Source organism: Clostridium sp. DL-VIII (assembly GCF_000230835.1).
In the GTDB taxonomy this organism is placed as follows: domain Bacteria; phylum Bacillota; class Clostridia; order Clostridiales; family Clostridiaceae; genus Clostridium.
Genome location: NZ_CM001240.1, coordinates 4719882 through 4735242, shown reverse-complemented (window position 1 = coordinate 4735242; position 15361 = coordinate 4719882). Strand labels below are relative to the sequence as shown.

15 protein-coding genes are annotated in these 15361 nt (G+C 29.9%); 11 read left to right on the top strand and 4 right to left on the bottom strand.

Annotated features, from left to right (window positions below):
• Positions 1 to 136: 136 nt before the first annotated feature.
• Entirely contained in the window at positions 137 to 724 is a 588-nt protein-coding gene (locus CDLVIII_RS21820; protein WP_035301885.1) for a hydrolase, read from the top strand.
• Positions 725 to 752: 28 nt separating this feature from the next.
• Positions 753 to 1346, top strand: a complete 594-nt coding sequence (locus CDLVIII_RS21815) for a DNA-3-methyladenine glycosylase I (protein WP_009171643.1) — start codon at positions 753 to 755, stop codon at positions 1344 to 1346.
• 190 nt (positions 1347 to 1536) lie between these two features.
• On the opposite strand, the gene CDLVIII_RS21810 is transcribed toward CDLVIII_RS21815, so the two are convergent.
• A complete protein-coding gene (locus tag CDLVIII_RS21810) occupies positions 1537 to 3015 on the bottom strand; it encodes an Lsa family ABC-F type ribosomal protection protein (RefSeq protein ID WP_009171642.1) in 1479 nt (492 codons plus the stop codon).
• 658 nt (positions 3016 to 3673) lie between these two features.
• Here CDLVIII_RS21810 and CDLVIII_RS21805 point away from each other — a divergent pair.
• Positions 3674 to 4669 carry a sugar kinase gene (locus tag CDLVIII_RS21805; protein ID WP_009171641.1) on the top strand — a complete coding sequence of 332 codons (996 nt, stop codon included), beginning with the start codon at positions 3674 to 3676 and terminating at the stop codon, positions 4667 to 4669.
• A 62-nt stretch (positions 4670 to 4731) separates the two neighbouring features.
• Here the strand turns inward: CDLVIII_RS21805 and CDLVIII_RS21800 are convergent, their stop codons facing one another.
• Entirely contained in the window at positions 4732 to 5529 is a 798-nt protein-coding gene (locus tag CDLVIII_RS21800; protein WP_009171640.1) for an SDR family oxidoreductase, read from the bottom strand.
• A gap of 334 nt (positions 5530 to 5863) precedes the next feature.
• Here CDLVIII_RS21800 and CDLVIII_RS21795 point away from each other — a divergent pair, with 334 nt between their 5' ends.
• The 7 genes from CDLVIII_RS21795 (at position 5864) to CDLVIII_RS29435 (ending at position 11510) form a co-directional block, all read left to right on the top strand.
• A complete protein-coding gene (locus CDLVIII_RS21795) occupies positions 5864 to 6217 on the top strand; it encodes a hypothetical protein (protein WP_009171639.1) in 354 nt (117 codons plus the stop codon).
• A gap of 34 nt (positions 6218 to 6251) precedes the next feature.
• Positions 6252 to 7076 (top strand): nitroreductase family protein, encoded by an 825-nt coding sequence (locus CDLVIII_RS21790; protein WP_009171638.1) that lies wholly within the window; start codon positions 6252 to 6254, stop codon positions 7074 to 7076.
• Positions 7077 to 7452: 376 nt separating this feature from the next.
• On the top strand, positions 7453 to 7659 hold the full coding sequence (locus CDLVIII_RS21785) for a helix-turn-helix transcriptional regulator (RefSeq protein WP_009171637.1): 207 nt from the start codon (positions 7453 to 7455) through the stop codon (positions 7657 to 7659).
• A gap of 273 nt (positions 7660 to 7932) precedes the next feature.
• The gene (locus CDLVIII_RS21780) at positions 7933 to 8508 is read left to right on the top strand and encodes a DJ-1/PfpI family protein (RefSeq protein WP_009171636.1); all 576 of its coding nucleotides are present in this window, start codon (positions 7933 to 7935) and stop codon (positions 8506 to 8508) included.
• 99 nt (positions 8509 to 8607) lie between these two features.
• Entirely contained in the window at positions 8608 to 9021 is a 414-nt protein-coding gene (locus CDLVIII_RS21775; RefSeq protein ID WP_009171635.1) for a hypothetical protein, read from the top strand.
• 435 nt (positions 9022 to 9456) lie between these two features.
• Positions 9457 to 10803, top strand: coding sequence for a glycosyl hydrolase family 28 protein (locus tag CDLVIII_RS21770; RefSeq protein ID WP_009171634.1), 1347 nt, complete (start codon positions 9457 to 9459; stop codon positions 10801 to 10803).
• A 2-nt stretch (positions 10804 to 10805) separates the two neighbouring features.
• Positions 10806 to 11510, top strand: coding sequence for a hypothetical protein (locus CDLVIII_RS29435; RefSeq protein ID WP_009171633.1), 705 nt, complete (start codon positions 10806 to 10808; stop codon positions 11508 to 11510).
• Positions 11511 to 11701: 191 nt separating this feature from the next.
• Here the strand turns inward: CDLVIII_RS29435 and CDLVIII_RS21760 are convergent, their stop codons facing one another.
• On the bottom strand, positions 11702 to 12499 hold the full coding sequence (locus tag CDLVIII_RS21760; RefSeq protein WP_009171632.1) for an EFR1 family ferrodoxin: 798 nt from the start codon (positions 12497 to 12499) through the stop codon (positions 11702 to 11704).
• A gap of 165 nt (positions 12500 to 12664) precedes the next feature.
• On the bottom strand, positions 12665 to 14335 hold the full coding sequence (locus CDLVIII_RS21755) for an MFS transporter (RefSeq protein ID WP_009171631.1): 1671 nt from the start codon (positions 14333 to 14335) through the stop codon (positions 12665 to 12667).
• Between the two features lie 151 nt (positions 14336 to 14486).
• Here CDLVIII_RS21755 and CDLVIII_RS21750 point away from each other — a divergent pair, with 151 nt between their 5' ends.
• A complete protein-coding gene (locus CDLVIII_RS21750) occupies positions 14487 to 15131 on the top strand; it encodes a TetR/AcrR family transcriptional regulator (protein ID WP_009171630.1) in 645 nt (214 codons plus the stop codon).
• Positions 15132 to 15361: the final 230 nt, after the last annotated feature.

The window sequence follows — 15361 nt, the reverse complement described above, 5'->3', positions numbered from 1 at the left end:
CTTATTTTTCGATACAAGAAATTACCATATAAATAAGAAAAGGTATTATATAAAGAAATTTTTTGGTAAAATGGATATAATGAGAATAAGTTATTTTAGCGTAAGCATAGAGAAAAATAAAAAGGGAGGAACTATAATGAATAATACAATTACAAGGGAAGAAGCATTTGATTTGCTTAAAAAATATAATAAGGAGCCATTTCATATACTTCATGGTCTTACAGTTGAAGGCGTTATGAAGTGGTACGCAGAGCAGCTTGGTTATGTAGAAGAAGCTGAATATTGGGGGATCGTGGGACTTTTACATGATATTGATTTTGAAATGTGGCCAGAAGAACATTGTATAAAAGCACAAGAATTATTGAAAGAAGCCAATGTAAGTGAAGAGATAATTCATTCAGTATGTAGTCATGGATATGGAATTTGTGTTGAAATTAAACCTGAGCACACTATGGAGAAAGTATTATTTGCAGCGGATGAATTAACAGGCTTAATAGGTGCAGCAGCAAGAATGCGCCCTTCAAAGAGCGTAATGGATATGGAATTATCTAGCTTAAAGAAGAAGTTTAAAGATAAAAAATTTGCTGCAGGATGCTCTAGAGATGTTATTAAGTATGGAGCAGAAATGCTTGGATGGAGTTTAGATGAACTTTTAGAAAAAACAATTTTTGCAATGAGGTCTTGCGAAGAATCTGTGAATGAATCAATGAAAGCCTTTGAATAATTAATTTTAAGGTATGAAAGGATAGAACATGTTAGAGAAAAAAAGATGCAGTTGGTGTTTAGATGAAGGAATAATGCAGGATTATCATGATCGTGAATGGGGAATACCTGTTCATGATGATAGAAAGCAGTTTGAATTTATCACACTAGAGATAATGCAGGCAGGATTAAACTGGAAGTTGATGCTTAAAAAGAGAGAAGTTTTCAGGCAGTGTTTTGATAATTTTGATTTTGATAAAATAGTTGAATATGGAGAAGAGAAAATAGAAAAAATCTTACTGATTGATGGAATGATAAAATCAAGAAGAAAAGTAGAAGCAGTCATCAATAATGCAAAAAAATTTCAAGAAATAATAGAGCAATATGGTTCTTTTGATAAATACATATGGGGCTTTACAGATGGAAAAACAGTGATTTACAAAGAACATCAATCTGGAAATATACCATCTAAAAATGAATTATCTGATGAGATAAGTAAGGAATTAAAGAAACGAGGTTTTAAATTTCTCGGATCTATCACTGTATATTCTCATTTACAGGCCAGTGGTATTATAAATGATCATGTTTGCGACTGTTTTATGTATGAGGACTTAATAAAAAAATATCCTGTTACATATAAATAATGAAAATGGTTAAAGCACTATTCTATAAACTGCTCCTTGTCAAGTAGACAGAGAGCAGTTCAGAATGAGTGCTTTTCTATATAAATTTTATTATCATACTGCTAATTTAAATTATGAGTCTTTACTTAATATATTTAAATGTAATAGCAATTTATAATTGAAATTTATATAGTGTAATTTATATAAATCACTAGAATTCAAAAATTTTTGTTGCAATATTCTTTGAAAATTCACTATCATGTTCCACAAATAAAATGGTTGGTAAGTATGACAGTAATAATTCTTCTATTTGCATACGAGAGATAACATCTATAAAATTAAGAGGTTCATCCCAGATATATAAATGAGCTTTTTCACAAAGGCTTTTGGCAATTAATACTTTTTTCTTCTGTCCACCGCTAAAAGCTGACATATCCTTTTCAAATTGAGTTCTTGAAAAATCAAGTTTTCTTAAAATAGATTTAAAAAGACTTTCATCAATATCATTATCTCTAGCATAATCGGTTAAATTACCATTAAGATTAGATGTATCTTGTGAGACATAGGATATTTTAAGCTGACTTCCTTTTCTAAAAGTGCCTGTATAATCTATATCATTACCATAAATAAGTTTCATAACACTTGATTTTCCACAACCATTTCTACCTATAAGGGCTAATCTATCACCTTGTTCGATAGTAAAGCTTACATCCTTGCAGATAGTAGCATCACCATAAAGTATTGATACATTTTCAAGTTCTACAAGTTTGCCTTTATGATACGGAAGCTGAGAAATTTTTAGGCTTTCAGAGTTTTCAATATTTTTAAGAAGCTTAGATTTTTCATCAATAGCAGCCTGTTGTCTGGTTTCAATTGATTTAGAGCGCTTCATCATTTTAGCAGCTTTATGTCCAATGTAGCCTTTATCCACTTTTGAACCAGAGTTTCGCATTCCGTTTTTTGTTTTCTCTACTTTGTTAGACCAGCTGCCTGTTTGTTTAGCAGCTTCAGATAATCGATTAATATCTTTCTTAAGTTTTTCATTTTCTGCAAGCTCAAAACCATCTTGTCTTTTTTTATTTTCCCACCATGAGGAAAAGTTACCCTTTTGAATTTCGATATTGGTTTTATTGATTGAAAGAATATGATCAACACAGTTATCGAGAAAAGCCCTGTCATGTGATATTAAAATAAAACCTTTTTTAGTATTAAGATAGTTACTAACAAGTTCTCTTGCATTCATATCAAGATGATTTGTTGGCTCATCAATCAATAAAAAGCTATTTTCCTTAAGAAACAAAGCTGCAAGGAGTACTTTTGTCTGCTCTCCATAAGATAATGAATTAAAAGGGCGGTATAAAACATCATCAGAAACTTCAAGTAAAGAAAGCTCACGCATTAATTTCCACTCAAGAAAGTCTGGATAAATCTCTTCAACTACATCAATAGTAAGATAATCTGTATTTTTTACCTTAAAAGGAAAGTATTCAAAGGTTACATTAGAAGAAATACTACCACTATATTCATATTTGCCAAGGAGTAAATTAAGAAATGTCGTTTTGCCTCTTCCATTTCTTCCTGTAAAACCTAGTTTCCAATCAGTATCTATTTGAAAGTTTACTTTTTCAAATATATTATCATAGCTGCCATCATAGGCAAAAGTTAAATTTGTTACGTTTATTAAAGACATGAATTTATCCTCCTGTATAAAAAATTGAGCTGCAAGAAAGTTAATTCTTGCAGCTCAATAAATACAGCAAAATCAAACCATTTTTAGGTGTGATTAAAATATACCGTACGAGTGAAAAGATTAATAACTTTCTTGCATAAGCACAATAAAACAAGCGATGTTTTCGCCTTTATAAGTTTATTATGCTTTAAAATATTAGCAAGAAAAGTTAATCATCTTTCCACCTCCAATCGGTTTGTTAATAAGTACTATAACATAATGCTAAAATAATTTCAACAAGTAAAATATTGTTTATTTAGATAAGTTATATGCTTGTAATAATTGTTGAGCACTATTTTAGATTAAAGTTATGGATATATTATAAAATTTTAAATTAAGAAGAATAAGTATTTAAATTGAAGAATATTATCACAAGATAATTCATGCAAAGTGCTATTGTGGAAAATTATTAAATTTAAGGAATATGCCTATATACGAATGAATGAGCAGTAGTTTTATGTTATTTGACAAAAACAGACTCAACGATACTTTGAAACTTATAACGATTTGGAATATAATTTTATAGAACATATTATTTTTGGAAAACGTGTTCCAAAAGATAAAAATATTCTTTATAAATAGAATAATATTAACTAAAATTATCATAAGAGGTGGAAAAATGGGAAAGATAGTAACAATAGGAGAAATGATGCTTAGACTTTCGCCAGTAGGGTATGACAGATTTTCTCAATCTAAGCAGTTTAATGCATTTTATGGTGGAAGTGAAGCAAATGTATCAGTTTCACTTGCTGTATTTGGAAAGGAAACAAGTTACGTAACTAAACTTCCAGATAACGACATAGCACAATGCGCAATAAATGAATTAAGAAAATATGGAGTTGACACTAAAGACATAGTTAGAGGCGGAGAAAGAATAGGTATTTATTTCAGTGAATACGGAGAATCTCAAAGACCAACTAAGTTTACATTTGACAGAAAAGGCTCTTCAATGGCAACAGCTAAGAGAGAAGACTTTAATTGGGACAAAATTTTTGAAGGAGCAGAATGGTTCCATTTTTCAGGAATAACTCCAGCGCTTTCAGAAGAATGTGCAAAGATTACTTTAGATGCAGTAAAAGCAGCTAAGGAAAAAGGATTAACAATAAGTGTGGATTTAAACTTTAGAGAAACTCTATGGAATAAAGAAGCATTCAGCAAAGCAATAAGAGAACTTCTACCATATTGTGATGTATCTCTTGGAAGTCTTGATGAAGCACAAATGGCATTAGGTGAGCCAATAGATGAAAAAGCAGATTGTAACGAGATACTTAAAAAGTTTGTAGAAAAATTCAATATGAAGTATGCTACAATAATTTTAAGAAATAGATTTACAGCAGAAGATGTAGACTGGACAGCAGTATTATATGATGGAAAAGAATTCTATAATGCTAAGAAGTACGATATACATGTTATAGATAATATAGGTGGAGGAGATGCTTTTGCTGCATCACTTATATATGCAATAACATCAGGATATTCAACTCAAGATATCATTGAGTTTGCAACAGCTGGTTCATGCCTAAAATATAGTATGATGGGTGATGCTAACCTTTCAACAGTAGCTGAAGTTGAAAATCTTATGTATGGTGATGCTACAGGTAAAGAAAAAAGATAATATAAATACGTATATAGCAAAAAAACCTGCATTTAGCAGGTTTTTTTGTGTTTACTCTTGCACTATATAGTTCGAATTATTCCACCATCAATAATATGCTCACTGCCAGTAATGTAAGAAGCCCTGTCTGATACAAGAAAAGCAGCAAGCTCAGCAATTTCTTCAGGTTTTGCAGGACGGCCAAGTGGTATGCCGCCGAGGTTATCCATTAGTTCTTGACGTGCTCCATTATAATCAGTTCCGGAATTTTGTGCCATTCTTTCAATGAGGCGTTCAGCGGCTTTTGTTTCTGTAAAACCAGGAGCAATCGTATTTATTCTTATGCCATCTCCACCAAACTGTGTAGCTAGATTTTTGCTGTAATTGGTTAAAGCTGCCTTAGCAGCAGAGTATGACATAGTCATTATTCCAGGAAGTTTTCGCTGGATAGATGAGATATGAATTATTACACCTTTTTGCTGTTTAATCATAGATGGTAGAAATCCACGATCAAGTCGTACAGCTGAAAAAAGATTTTGATTGAACGTTTGCAGCCAGTCGTCGTCATTTAAGGTTAATGCTCCGGCAGTGGATGATGAGGAACCCCCCACGTTGTTTATTAAAATATCCAAACCACCAAGCCTATCAATGGTTTCACTAATAATTTTTTCAGTGCCCTCTGGTGTGCTTACATTTGCTTGAATGAAGCCAACAGAATTAGGTAAGTCATTAGGTATACTTCGGGCAGTTGTTATTATTGTTGCACCAGCGTTAAGTAAACGATCAACAATTGCTCTCCCAATACCTTTAGTTCCACCTGTTACAAGTACGCGTTTACCATCAAGTTCTTTGTTAATATCAAACGATAAAATATTTTTCATAAATAAAAATACCTCCTAAATAAATTAATTAATTTTAGGCATATTAAAGAAAGTGGATTAGTTATTATTCTGAATGTGCCTTATTTAATTAGTATAACCAGGTAAACTTGACGACATCATGTCAAGTTTACCTGGTTATACTTATTTATTTCATAATACCAGGATATTATACTCTGAATTTGCGTGTAACTATGGTTAATATTTTAGACTAGATTTATTTTTAATTTTGCTATATAACTTGACGTGATGTCGTCAGGTTATATTTGATATATTTAGAAGGGATCAATCATATAAAATAAACATTAAAAAATAGAGTTATAAAGGAGATACACTAATGAATATAAAATTACAAGAACCTATTAAAACTTATTTCAACTCATCAAATAATTCAGATTCTAATAAGTTTATTTCAATTTTTGATAAGAATGCTATTGTAATTGATGAAGGGCAAGAGTACATTGGTTTAGATAAAATCCAAGAGTGGAGTTTAAAGCATCACTTTGCTGTTAAGCTCAAATTAGAAGTTATAAATACTGCTAAAAAGAATTCAATAGATGTAATTACAGCTAAAGTGGATGGTGATTTTGATAAAGCAGGGCTTCCAGATCCTCTTCTATTAGATTTTCATTTCTCTGTAGTAAAAGGAATGGTAACTAAGTTAGAAATTTTGCTTGCTGGAAACAGGTGAATTAAAATGAAACGATGTGAAAGGAAGAGAATGTATGGATGATTTTATTATAGTAAATTCTGAAAAATGTATTAAATGTGGCTTGTGTGTAAAAATCTGTAGAGGAACCTTAGTAATGAGTGATTCAGGACCCAAAGTAGCTAAGGATCTTTGTATTGAATGTGGTCATTGTGTAGCTGTTTGTCCAAATGGTGCCTTAGATAACACAAAAAGCCCACTACAGAAACAAGTTGAAATACGAGAAGATAAATTGATCAATTCCGATACTGCTGCCATTTTTCTTAGATCTAGAAGATCCATTAGATCATTTCAGAAAAAAGAAGTATCTCGTGATACAGTTTATAAACTTCTAGATATAGGTAGATTTGCACCAACAGCCTGCAATTCCCAAGGAATTTCATATCATGTTATTGATAATCGCATTATTCTACAAGAGATTGCTTCAGTTATAGCTGACTGGGCGGAAGAATCTATAAAAAATGGTGCATTGAAGAATTCACCATGGGTGCAAAATACTGCTTCAACTATAAATCAATATCGTGAGGAGAACAAAGATACTATTTTAAGAGAAGCCCCATGTTTAGTGGTTGCAACAGCAAAAAGAGATCAACAAGCACTCGGTCGTGACAATACACATTTCTCATTAACATATGTGCAGTTATATGCTCAAACATTGGGGCTTGGAAGTTGCTGGTCAGGATTATTTGAATATTGTGCTATGACAGAATATGAACCCCTTTTAAGGTTAATGAATATTTCTAAGGAGAGAGTGGTAACAGGCGGATTACTGATAGGATATCCGCTATATAGTTTTAAAAGATTGGTAGATAGAAAGCCTTTAGAGATTACATGGCAGTAAAAAGTTATAATAGAAAGAAAAATATTTTAAATTAATAACAAAAATAAGGGAAATAATAAGGAGTAGATAATCTTATTATTTTCCTTATTTTTATTTTTTTAATAATAGCTTTATTCCAAAGAAAATCTAGATAATAAATACGAAAGTATTAATATATTTATGGAAGAAATTAAAAATACAATCGGTTATACTGATAAAATAATTAGGAAATTTAAGGAAGCGAAAGAAAATGAAAGAAAGAGTAATATAGTTAATAAAATTATAGGTTTTTGCCACAAAGCGAATGTTTGTTCGTATCGGCGCTTATGATAAAATATAACTATGTTGAGACAAGATAGTTATTAAGAGAGATTTTTAAGTGGGAGGAAGAGAAAAAATGAAGCTAACACCAATAAGATTAAGAAGATTAAAATTAGGTATTCAAAGTGAAACGGTAATAGATGCACTTAACATAAGCAAAAGTACATTTTACAAATTGGAACAAGGTTGGGCAAGCCCATCACCAAAAGTAATAAAAAAACTTGCAGAAATTTATGAGTGCACAATTGATGAAATATTTAAGGATTTAAAAATAGCAGAATAATTGGCAATAATTTGAGAGGTGGAAGCTCGAAAGGTTAGTATGTTAAATGTAGTAAAAAAATCTTAGCCTAATAACAATACTGCCAGTTAGGTTTACAGTATAAAAATTATTTTTGTATAAATTAGTAATATAGAAAAATTAAATGAAAGAAAACTTATATATTAATATTAATAAAATTATGATCTTTGAAAATTTAATAATGTGGTATTTAGAAATTATGATATAATATCAATACATTAATTCTATAATATGCCTAAAAAGGAGGAATATGAGATGGATAAGATATTGGTATTTATTTTTGATAATATGACTGACTATGAAATCGCATTTATTCTTCATCTGCTGGCGGCGGATGCCGGTAAAGAAATAGTTACCATTGCATATGATGATAAAATAATAAGAAGCAGGTCAGGAATATTGTACAAGCCAAGCAAACTAGTTTCTGAAGTATTAAATGAGGAAGCAGAAGGCTTAATAATATGTGGAGGTTGGTATGGTGAGGCTAGACCTGAACTAATGCAATTGATTAATAAGCTTAATTTAAAAAAGAAATTACTTGGAGCCATATGTGGAGCTGGAACTTTCTTTTTAGCAAAAGCAGGTGTATTAAAAGAAGTTAAATATACTACACCTATTAATAAGTGGACATCAAAGCATATTGAAGTATTTGGAGAAGAGGATCCTTTCCCAAGAGAAAATTTTGTTTCTGGAAGAGTTGTAAGAGATAAAAATATAATAACAGCTCAAGGAATAGCATTTATCGATTTTGCTATAGAAATATGTGATTGGTTGAGCTTATTTGAAAATCAAGAAGATAAGGACAGTTTTGTGAAAAGTATTAAAGGATAACATTTTTACTAAATTGAGAAATAAAAAATATAATTTTAAATGCCGTATATTCGAAATGAATTTACGGTATTTTTTATGGAGAATAAGGAGAGTGATTATATGAATAGAATTATTGATAAGGTAAGTAGATATAAGGAAATTTTAGCTGATATACAGGATATAGATATAAGAGTTCAGGAACTTGAAGAAGAGATACTTGGAATAAGTGGACAAAAACTCGAAGAAAGAACAGGTAAAACATATAAAATCACCTCAAGTGTAGAGATACAGGCAGAAAAGCTGATGGAAAGGAAAGACAAATTATATAGAGAGCAGGCGGCTAGAAGAAGAGAACTAAAAAAAATAGAAAATGCAATGACAATATTAACAGAAGAAGAAAGGGATATTATACAAATAATTCATATAGAACATAGAAGATATTATGTGGTTCAAGATAAACTTAATTTGTCATATCAAAGAATTAAACAGTTAGAAAAACAAGCCGCACAGAAAATGGAAAGATATATATGTTAATGTGAATTTAATCTATGAATTGAAAGCAATCTAAATGAGAACGTTAGTGAGGCGTTTAAATAAAACAATTAATTTAAAGCTTAGTAATGGTACTACTAGGCTTTTTCTTTATGTGAATAAATTTTACGGAATACAAAAAAATTAGAATTAAAGAAGTGTGTTAATAAATTAGGAAAAATATAAAGTAAAAGTTACGTATTAAAATATAATATTTAAGTTTGCTTATGAATTTTAATTTCCAATTTACAACAAAATAAAAGCAAAACAAAGCATTTTAAGTGTTTATTTATTTTGAATTATGTGAGATAATAAATTATATAATACAAGAAGCCACAACAACACATAAGAAACAAAAAATAAAAAGTTGTGGAATTTTAATGAAAAAATAAATGCCATATCATTAAAAGGAATATTTAATAAAGGGGAAGATAAACGGTGAAAGATTATAATATTTTGAATTATGGAGCTAAACCAGATGGAATAACAAATAACCGTGAGGCTATTCAAAAGACAATTGATGAGTGTACTGCAGGTGGTGGAGGTCGTGTCATTATTCCAAAAGGAAATTTTTTAAGTGGAACATTAATTTTAAAGAGTAACATTGATCTTCATTTAGAAAGCGGAGCCTATTTAAGTTGCAGTATCCACCAAGAAGATTTAATAGATTTTGCTAAAAACTTTGAAGATGATAATAAAGATATTGGTTGGGAAGGGGGCTGTTTTCTATGTGCTTTCCATGAAGAAAATATAAGTATTACAGGTCAAGGCACAATTTATGGCCAAGGTGATAAAATATTCTATGATGATAATGCAGATGGAGGCTTCCATGAATGTCCTCTAAACATAAGGACAGAATTACGTCCTAGAACAACTTTTTTTGAAAATATTAAGAATTTAGTTGTAAAGGATATCACCTTTAAGGATGCTGCATTTTGGACATTACATATGGCAGGTTGTGAACACGTTATCGTAAATGGTATAAAAATTTTAAATGATCAGCGTGGAGCTAATAATGATGGTATAGATCCTGATACCTGCAAAGATGTTGTTATCAGTAACTGCATTATTAAAGCTGGAGATGACGCTATTGTTATAAAGAATTCCGAACCTATGGCAGCTAAATATGGAAGCTGCGAAAATATAGTTATCAACAATTGTATTTTATATTCTCATGATAGTGCGTTAAAAATTGGTACAGAAACCTTTAACGCTATTCGTAATGTCATATTAAGCGATTGTGTATTCCGTGACTGCTCACGGGGAGTAGGAATATGGGTAAGGGATGGTGCAACTATTGAGGATATTCATATCCATCATATATCAGGCAACACTAAACGATATGCAGATTGCCCAGAGCGAAGTTTTGCGCCAAGATGGTGGGGAAAAGGAGAGCCGATATTCATTAGTGCTACATATAGAAATTCACAGCATAAATTTCCAGGGAAAATTCAAAATATTACTTTTGACAATATTTATATGAAATGTGAATCAAGCATATTTATTGCAGGCGAAGAGGATTCACGTATTCGAAATATATCAATTCGAAATATTGATTTGACGATGGAGAAGCAAGGAACACAACCTGCTGATGTTTTTGATGAGCAGCCTTCTGAACGTAATGTTTATTCTCATACAATTCCGGTAGTATATTCTAGATATACAGACAATCTTGAGATAAATGGAAGCGTAAAATATGTGGAACCTTATAATGTAGTAGATAATAGGGTATATGAAATTGAAGAGTGCAGCAAAGTGAATATTTCTATAAAGGAACGTGAATAATTATGAAGACAGTTTTAAGATGTCATTATAGAGCAAATTTAAAGGACGATTCTTATAATGAACTTTTTAAAGAGGCTCTAGAAGAATGTAAGCAAAAAGCTTCAGTGGAAATTAGTAATAATAAAATTTTAACCTGTGCTCTTTTTCACTATAAAAATATGGTATTTCTATATATAGAATATATCATAGAAAAAGAAGAACTTGAAGATGTGAATAATAATGAAATCTACCATCAAATAGCAGAAAAAGTGTTCGAGCCTCTTGAAGCTTTTTTAATGGTTTGGCCGGGTATCGACAGTAATCGAGTATGGGTTCCAATGTTCCATATTTATTGCTTTGCCTATCCTGAAAGTTTAGAAGAATGGAAAAGACCTGTTCATCCAGACAAAATATGTGGACGCATTGCAATATTATATCCTAATAAACTATATTCTTATATTTATCATCATTACGCTATAGTAAAAGAAGGATGCTTTAAAGGAGATAAATATCAATCAATTGCAATACATGAAAATATTGCTTTTTCATATTTTGAGACACCACGAGATCGATACATAACTAGTGTGAAACGGGATGCGATACAAGAATCTATTGAACTTAAGAATTGGAGCGATGTAAATCCAGAAAGTCATTTTATTAATTTACCAGGTTCAAATGGGCAAAACTTTTTAGAAATCCCATGTTACTTTGCAATTTCTAATAGTTAGATTTTTTATATTATAAGTAATAGAAATGCTAAATTTGAAGAAAAACAAGTATTTATTTTTTATTACTTTATGAATAATATCAGGTAGTCTAAATTAAAGTTAAAATTAGACTACCTGTCTTTATGTGTACATATTGGAAATTAAGGTTATAGAAGAGTCTTGCTGTATAAAAATGTATTCTATAAAAATTCTTAATCTATTATTTCATTTAAACTTACAAAGTTATTTTTATATCTTTTTTTGCCTTCAGTATTTTTCATAAATTGTATAGCACTTTTAGGGCAGTAATTTAAACATCTAAAGCACATTTCGCATTTATGAAGCCAAACAGGCTTATCCTCTCTTAGTACAATATTCTTCATAGGGCATATCTTTTCACATAATCCACATGAAGTACAATCAGTGGTTGTCCAAAATCCTTTATCCATTTTATGAATTGCAGTAGAGGCAAATCTATAAATTAATCCTGTTTGTATAAGACAATCTTTTAATGATCCTTTTTCTATTTTCGCGGATTTGTTATTTTTTATTAATGATACTATTTCATCTAATCTTTTTTCCGCAACTGTAAATAGCTTTTGTTGATTGTCAGTAGTATCATCACCGTCTTTAGGAACATAAGGAATATAATTTGAAGGAAGAACCAGTGAAAAGCCTAAGGAAAGCTTAAAACCTTTTGAAGATAGTTCTTTAGACAAGCGCAATAAAGAACCAGCGACTTTACCGCCACAAGTTGCTATAGCAAAAAAATATTTGCCTTTATTATCAGTTTGGATTTTCTTTATAAATTTAGATACTATTTTTGGAATACCCCAAATATATACAGGATAAATAATGCCAATTTTATCAGCGGTGATAGGAACACTATCATTTTTTTTCATTATACTTGTAATAGATACAACATCAGCATTTTCTAATTTGACAGTTAAGTCCTTAGCAATTTTTAATGAATTCCCAGTCCCAGAGAAATAATAAATTGTAGTTTTCATAAAATCAACTCCATTTTTAAGATAGTTTTTACTATAAGTAAGATAATTATCATAGTGAAAAGATAATATTAGTATTTAGTAATAATGATTTTAAACATAAAGATATGCAATCAAAGAGGCATATATGTTTGCAATTATTGATTATACATATATGCCGGAATTTTCTTATGCTAATTCTGGTTTAGCTTTGCTTAATTCAGTTTTATTTTTTGTTTTTTTATTAAAAGGTACTGCTATTAATCCAAAGATTGAAATAATTGCTGTAAATAAAAAGCACTTATTATAAACCTTATTACTTTCATCATTTTTTATGATAGTTATTTCATCTAGAATTTTATAAATCTCTTTTGTTTGAACGTTAAAATTTTCTTTAATTGTTGGTTTCATATTATCAGGAACAGAAGCTAATATTGTATTCTCTTTGTCGTCAATTAATTTATCAACCATGTCCTTTGAGAACGAATTATTTTGACTAGTATCTATATTTTTAATTCTATCGCATATTGTAGATTTTACTTGTTCTTCAAGAATTACATTATTATTAACTAAATCCATTATTCTATTTTTTGAATTATCTATAGCTTGAGTCGTATAATAGCTGCTCAAGGTTGAAACCAAAGCTATAGCTAGACATGCGGTCAATTGTCTAAAGCTATTTAATATTCCTGAGGCAATACCATTTTTATCTTTAGAGATTTCATCAAAAGCAGTTTTATACAAGGGTGAAGTTGCACCAACTCCAAGTCCTACTATTATGAAAGCAATATGAATTAATTTTATATTGTTAGAACTATTCATAAATACAAACATGAAATCACCAATACATACAAAAATTATAGAAAGTAGAGAAATGATTCTAGCTCCAAATTTTGTGGATATAATTCCGAAAATTGGAGATGCACAAAAGGAAACACAACTAACTATACCTAATGTCATTCCTGCATTTAATACTGTATAACCAAGTTGATTTTCTAAATAGAAATTCATCAAATAAGAAATAGGCATATAGGCAAAGAATATTACTCCAACTATTGTTACGGAAGAAGTAAAACTTTTAGTTTTAAAAAGTTTAAATTCTATCATTGGATTCTTAGAGTTAAATTCGTAGATGAGAAAAGAAATAACTGAAATTCCTGAAGTTGCGATTAAAGTAATAATTCTTAAACTTCCCCAGCCATAGGCACTACCTTTAACAAGTAAAAAGGTTAGTGCTCCAATTCCATAAGCTAATAATATAGAACCAATAAAATCTACTTTTTTTTCAATTGTTCTATCATAACACTCTCGAAGATGTTTAGCTCCGAAGATCAGAGAGAGAATGATAAACGGCACATTCACATAGAATATAGCTTTAAAACCGAAGGCTTCATTTAAAATTCCACCTACTACAGGACCAGAAGCTGCAGATATGGAGATTGTCATGCCGACTATAACAGCGAGCTTTGACATGGCATCTTTGCCAAATAACTCAATGCCTAGGGGGATGGCAAGTGGTGCAAGAATCGCGGCACCTATACCTTGTAGAATTCTAAAAATAATGATCATAGAAAGTGAAGTAGAAAGTCCACAAAATATTGAGGAAGAACCAAAAATTATAAGACCAATTAAAAATAACTTCTTTCGTCCATAAATATCTGCAAGTTTTGAAAAGTTTATTAAAAGAGCAGAAAAAGGAATTAAGTAAGCTGTACTTACCCAAGATATTCCTGTTATGTCTGTACTGAAATAATTAGCCATAGATGGTAGTGATACATTTACTATTGTTGAATCTAGTACTGTTAGAAAACAAGCTATTGCTAATGAAATAAACGCTAATACTTTTTGCTTTTTATGCATGATAACCTCCATAAATTATAATTTTAAATATGAAATTAATTTCATATTCATATGATATACTGGTAAAATTTAAAAGTCAATACATGAAATGAATTTCATATTTTGTTGACTTTTATTTTTTTATCTTTTATCATTAAAGCAGGTGATGATAATGGAGAGAAAAACAAGGATACCAACTCAAAAAAGGGCTTTAGAAAAATATGAGAGAATATTAGATGCAGCTTATAAACTATTTAATGAAAAAGGTTATTATAATACTACGACTGCGGATATATCTAAAGAAGCAGATGTTGCAACTGGTTCTGTATATGCCTATTTTGAGGATAAGAAAGAAATTTATATTAAAGTGATTGAAAGATTTAACAAAAAGTTTGATTACCCAACTCATGATTTTTGGGTAGAAAATAAAAATAAGCAACTTAATAATGCTGAAGAAGCAAAAGAGTTGTTTAAAATATTTATAAAAATGATGGTAGATTTTCATGACTTTACAAAAACCTTTCATAATGAAATGGAAGCATTAACACTTTTAGATAAGGATATAGCTGCAGTTAGAACGAAAGAGAATCAAGAAAGAGAAGATAAGATAAGAGAGATTTTTAAAGTGTTGTCTTTACCTTTTAATAGTAAAAAGGAAGAAGAAATATTTTTACATTACTCGCTTTTTCTTATAGATGATGTATGCCATAAAATTGTTTTTGATAATAAAATTGAAGATGTAGACTTATATATTGAAAAATGTGTTAATATGCTGTATTGCTTATTTGAAGATTGTATAAATTATAAGAAGAAATAAAAATTAATACAAAATATCACCATGTACAGAAGATATACTCTATCGGAATAATTAACTCACAAAATTTAAAATTGATTTTGGATTCTTGTGGGTTATTTGAAATTCAAGTAAGAATATTTATATAATTAAAATAATAATTAATCTAACTGTGAGTTGCCTTAATAAGATTTTTTACGTTAATTTACATTTAAATATATATTTGGTATGCTATTAGTATATTTTATGTTAAA

What these genes read in the sequence shown, in the direction of transcription:
- CDLVIII_RS21800 (WP_009171640.1), bottom strand. Translation starts at nt 5,529, where the DNA reads ATGAAAAATATTTTATCGTTTGATATTAACAAAGAACTTGATGGTAAA.
- CDLVIII_RS21785 (WP_009171637.1), top strand. Translation starts at nt 7,453, where the DNA reads ATGAAGCTAACACCAATAAGATTAAGAAGATTAAAATTAGGTATTCAA.
- CDLVIII_RS21780 (WP_009171636.1), top strand. Translation starts at nt 7,933, where the DNA reads ATGGATAAGATATTGGTATTTATTTTTGATAATATGACTGACTATGAA.
- CDLVIII_RS21760 (WP_009171632.1), bottom strand. Translation starts at nt 12,499, where the DNA reads ATGAAAACTACAATTTATTATTTCTCTGGGACTGGGAATTCATTAAAA.
- CDLVIII_RS21815 (WP_009171643.1), top strand. Translation starts at nt 753, where the DNA reads ATGTTAGAGAAAAAAAGATGCAGTTGGTGTTTAGATGAAGGAATAATG.
- CDLVIII_RS29435 (WP_009171633.1), top strand. Translation starts at nt 10,806, where the DNA reads ATGAAGACAGTTTTAAGATGTCATTATAGAGCAAATTTAAAGGACGAT.
- CDLVIII_RS21810 (WP_009171642.1), bottom strand. Translation starts at nt 3,015, where the DNA reads ATGTCTTTAATAAACGTAACAAATTTAACTTTTGCCTATGATGGCAGC.
- CDLVIII_RS21790 (WP_009171638.1), top strand. Translation starts at nt 6,252, where the DNA reads ATGGATGATTTTATTATAGTAAATTCTGAAAAATGTATTAAATGTGGC.
- CDLVIII_RS21755 (WP_009171631.1), bottom strand. Translation starts at nt 14,335, where the DNA reads ATGCATAAAAAGCAAAAAGTATTAGCGTTTATTTCATTAGCAATAGCT.
- CDLVIII_RS21795 (WP_009171639.1), top strand. Translation starts at nt 5,864, where the DNA reads ATGAATATAAAATTACAAGAACCTATTAAAACTTATTTCAACTCATCA.
- CDLVIII_RS21775 (WP_009171635.1), top strand. Translation starts at nt 8,608, where the DNA reads ATGAATAGAATTATTGATAAGGTAAGTAGATATAAGGAAATTTTAGCT.
- CDLVIII_RS21750 (WP_009171630.1), top strand. Translation starts at nt 14,487, where the DNA reads ATGGAGAGAAAAACAAGGATACCAACTCAAAAAAGGGCTTTAGAAAAA.
- CDLVIII_RS21805 (WP_009171641.1), top strand. Translation starts at nt 3,674, where the DNA reads ATGGGAAAGATAGTAACAATAGGAGAAATGATGCTTAGACTTTCGCCA.
- CDLVIII_RS21820 (WP_035301885.1), top strand. Translation starts at nt 137, where the DNA reads ATGAATAATACAATTACAAGGGAAGAAGCATTTGATTTGCTTAAAAAA.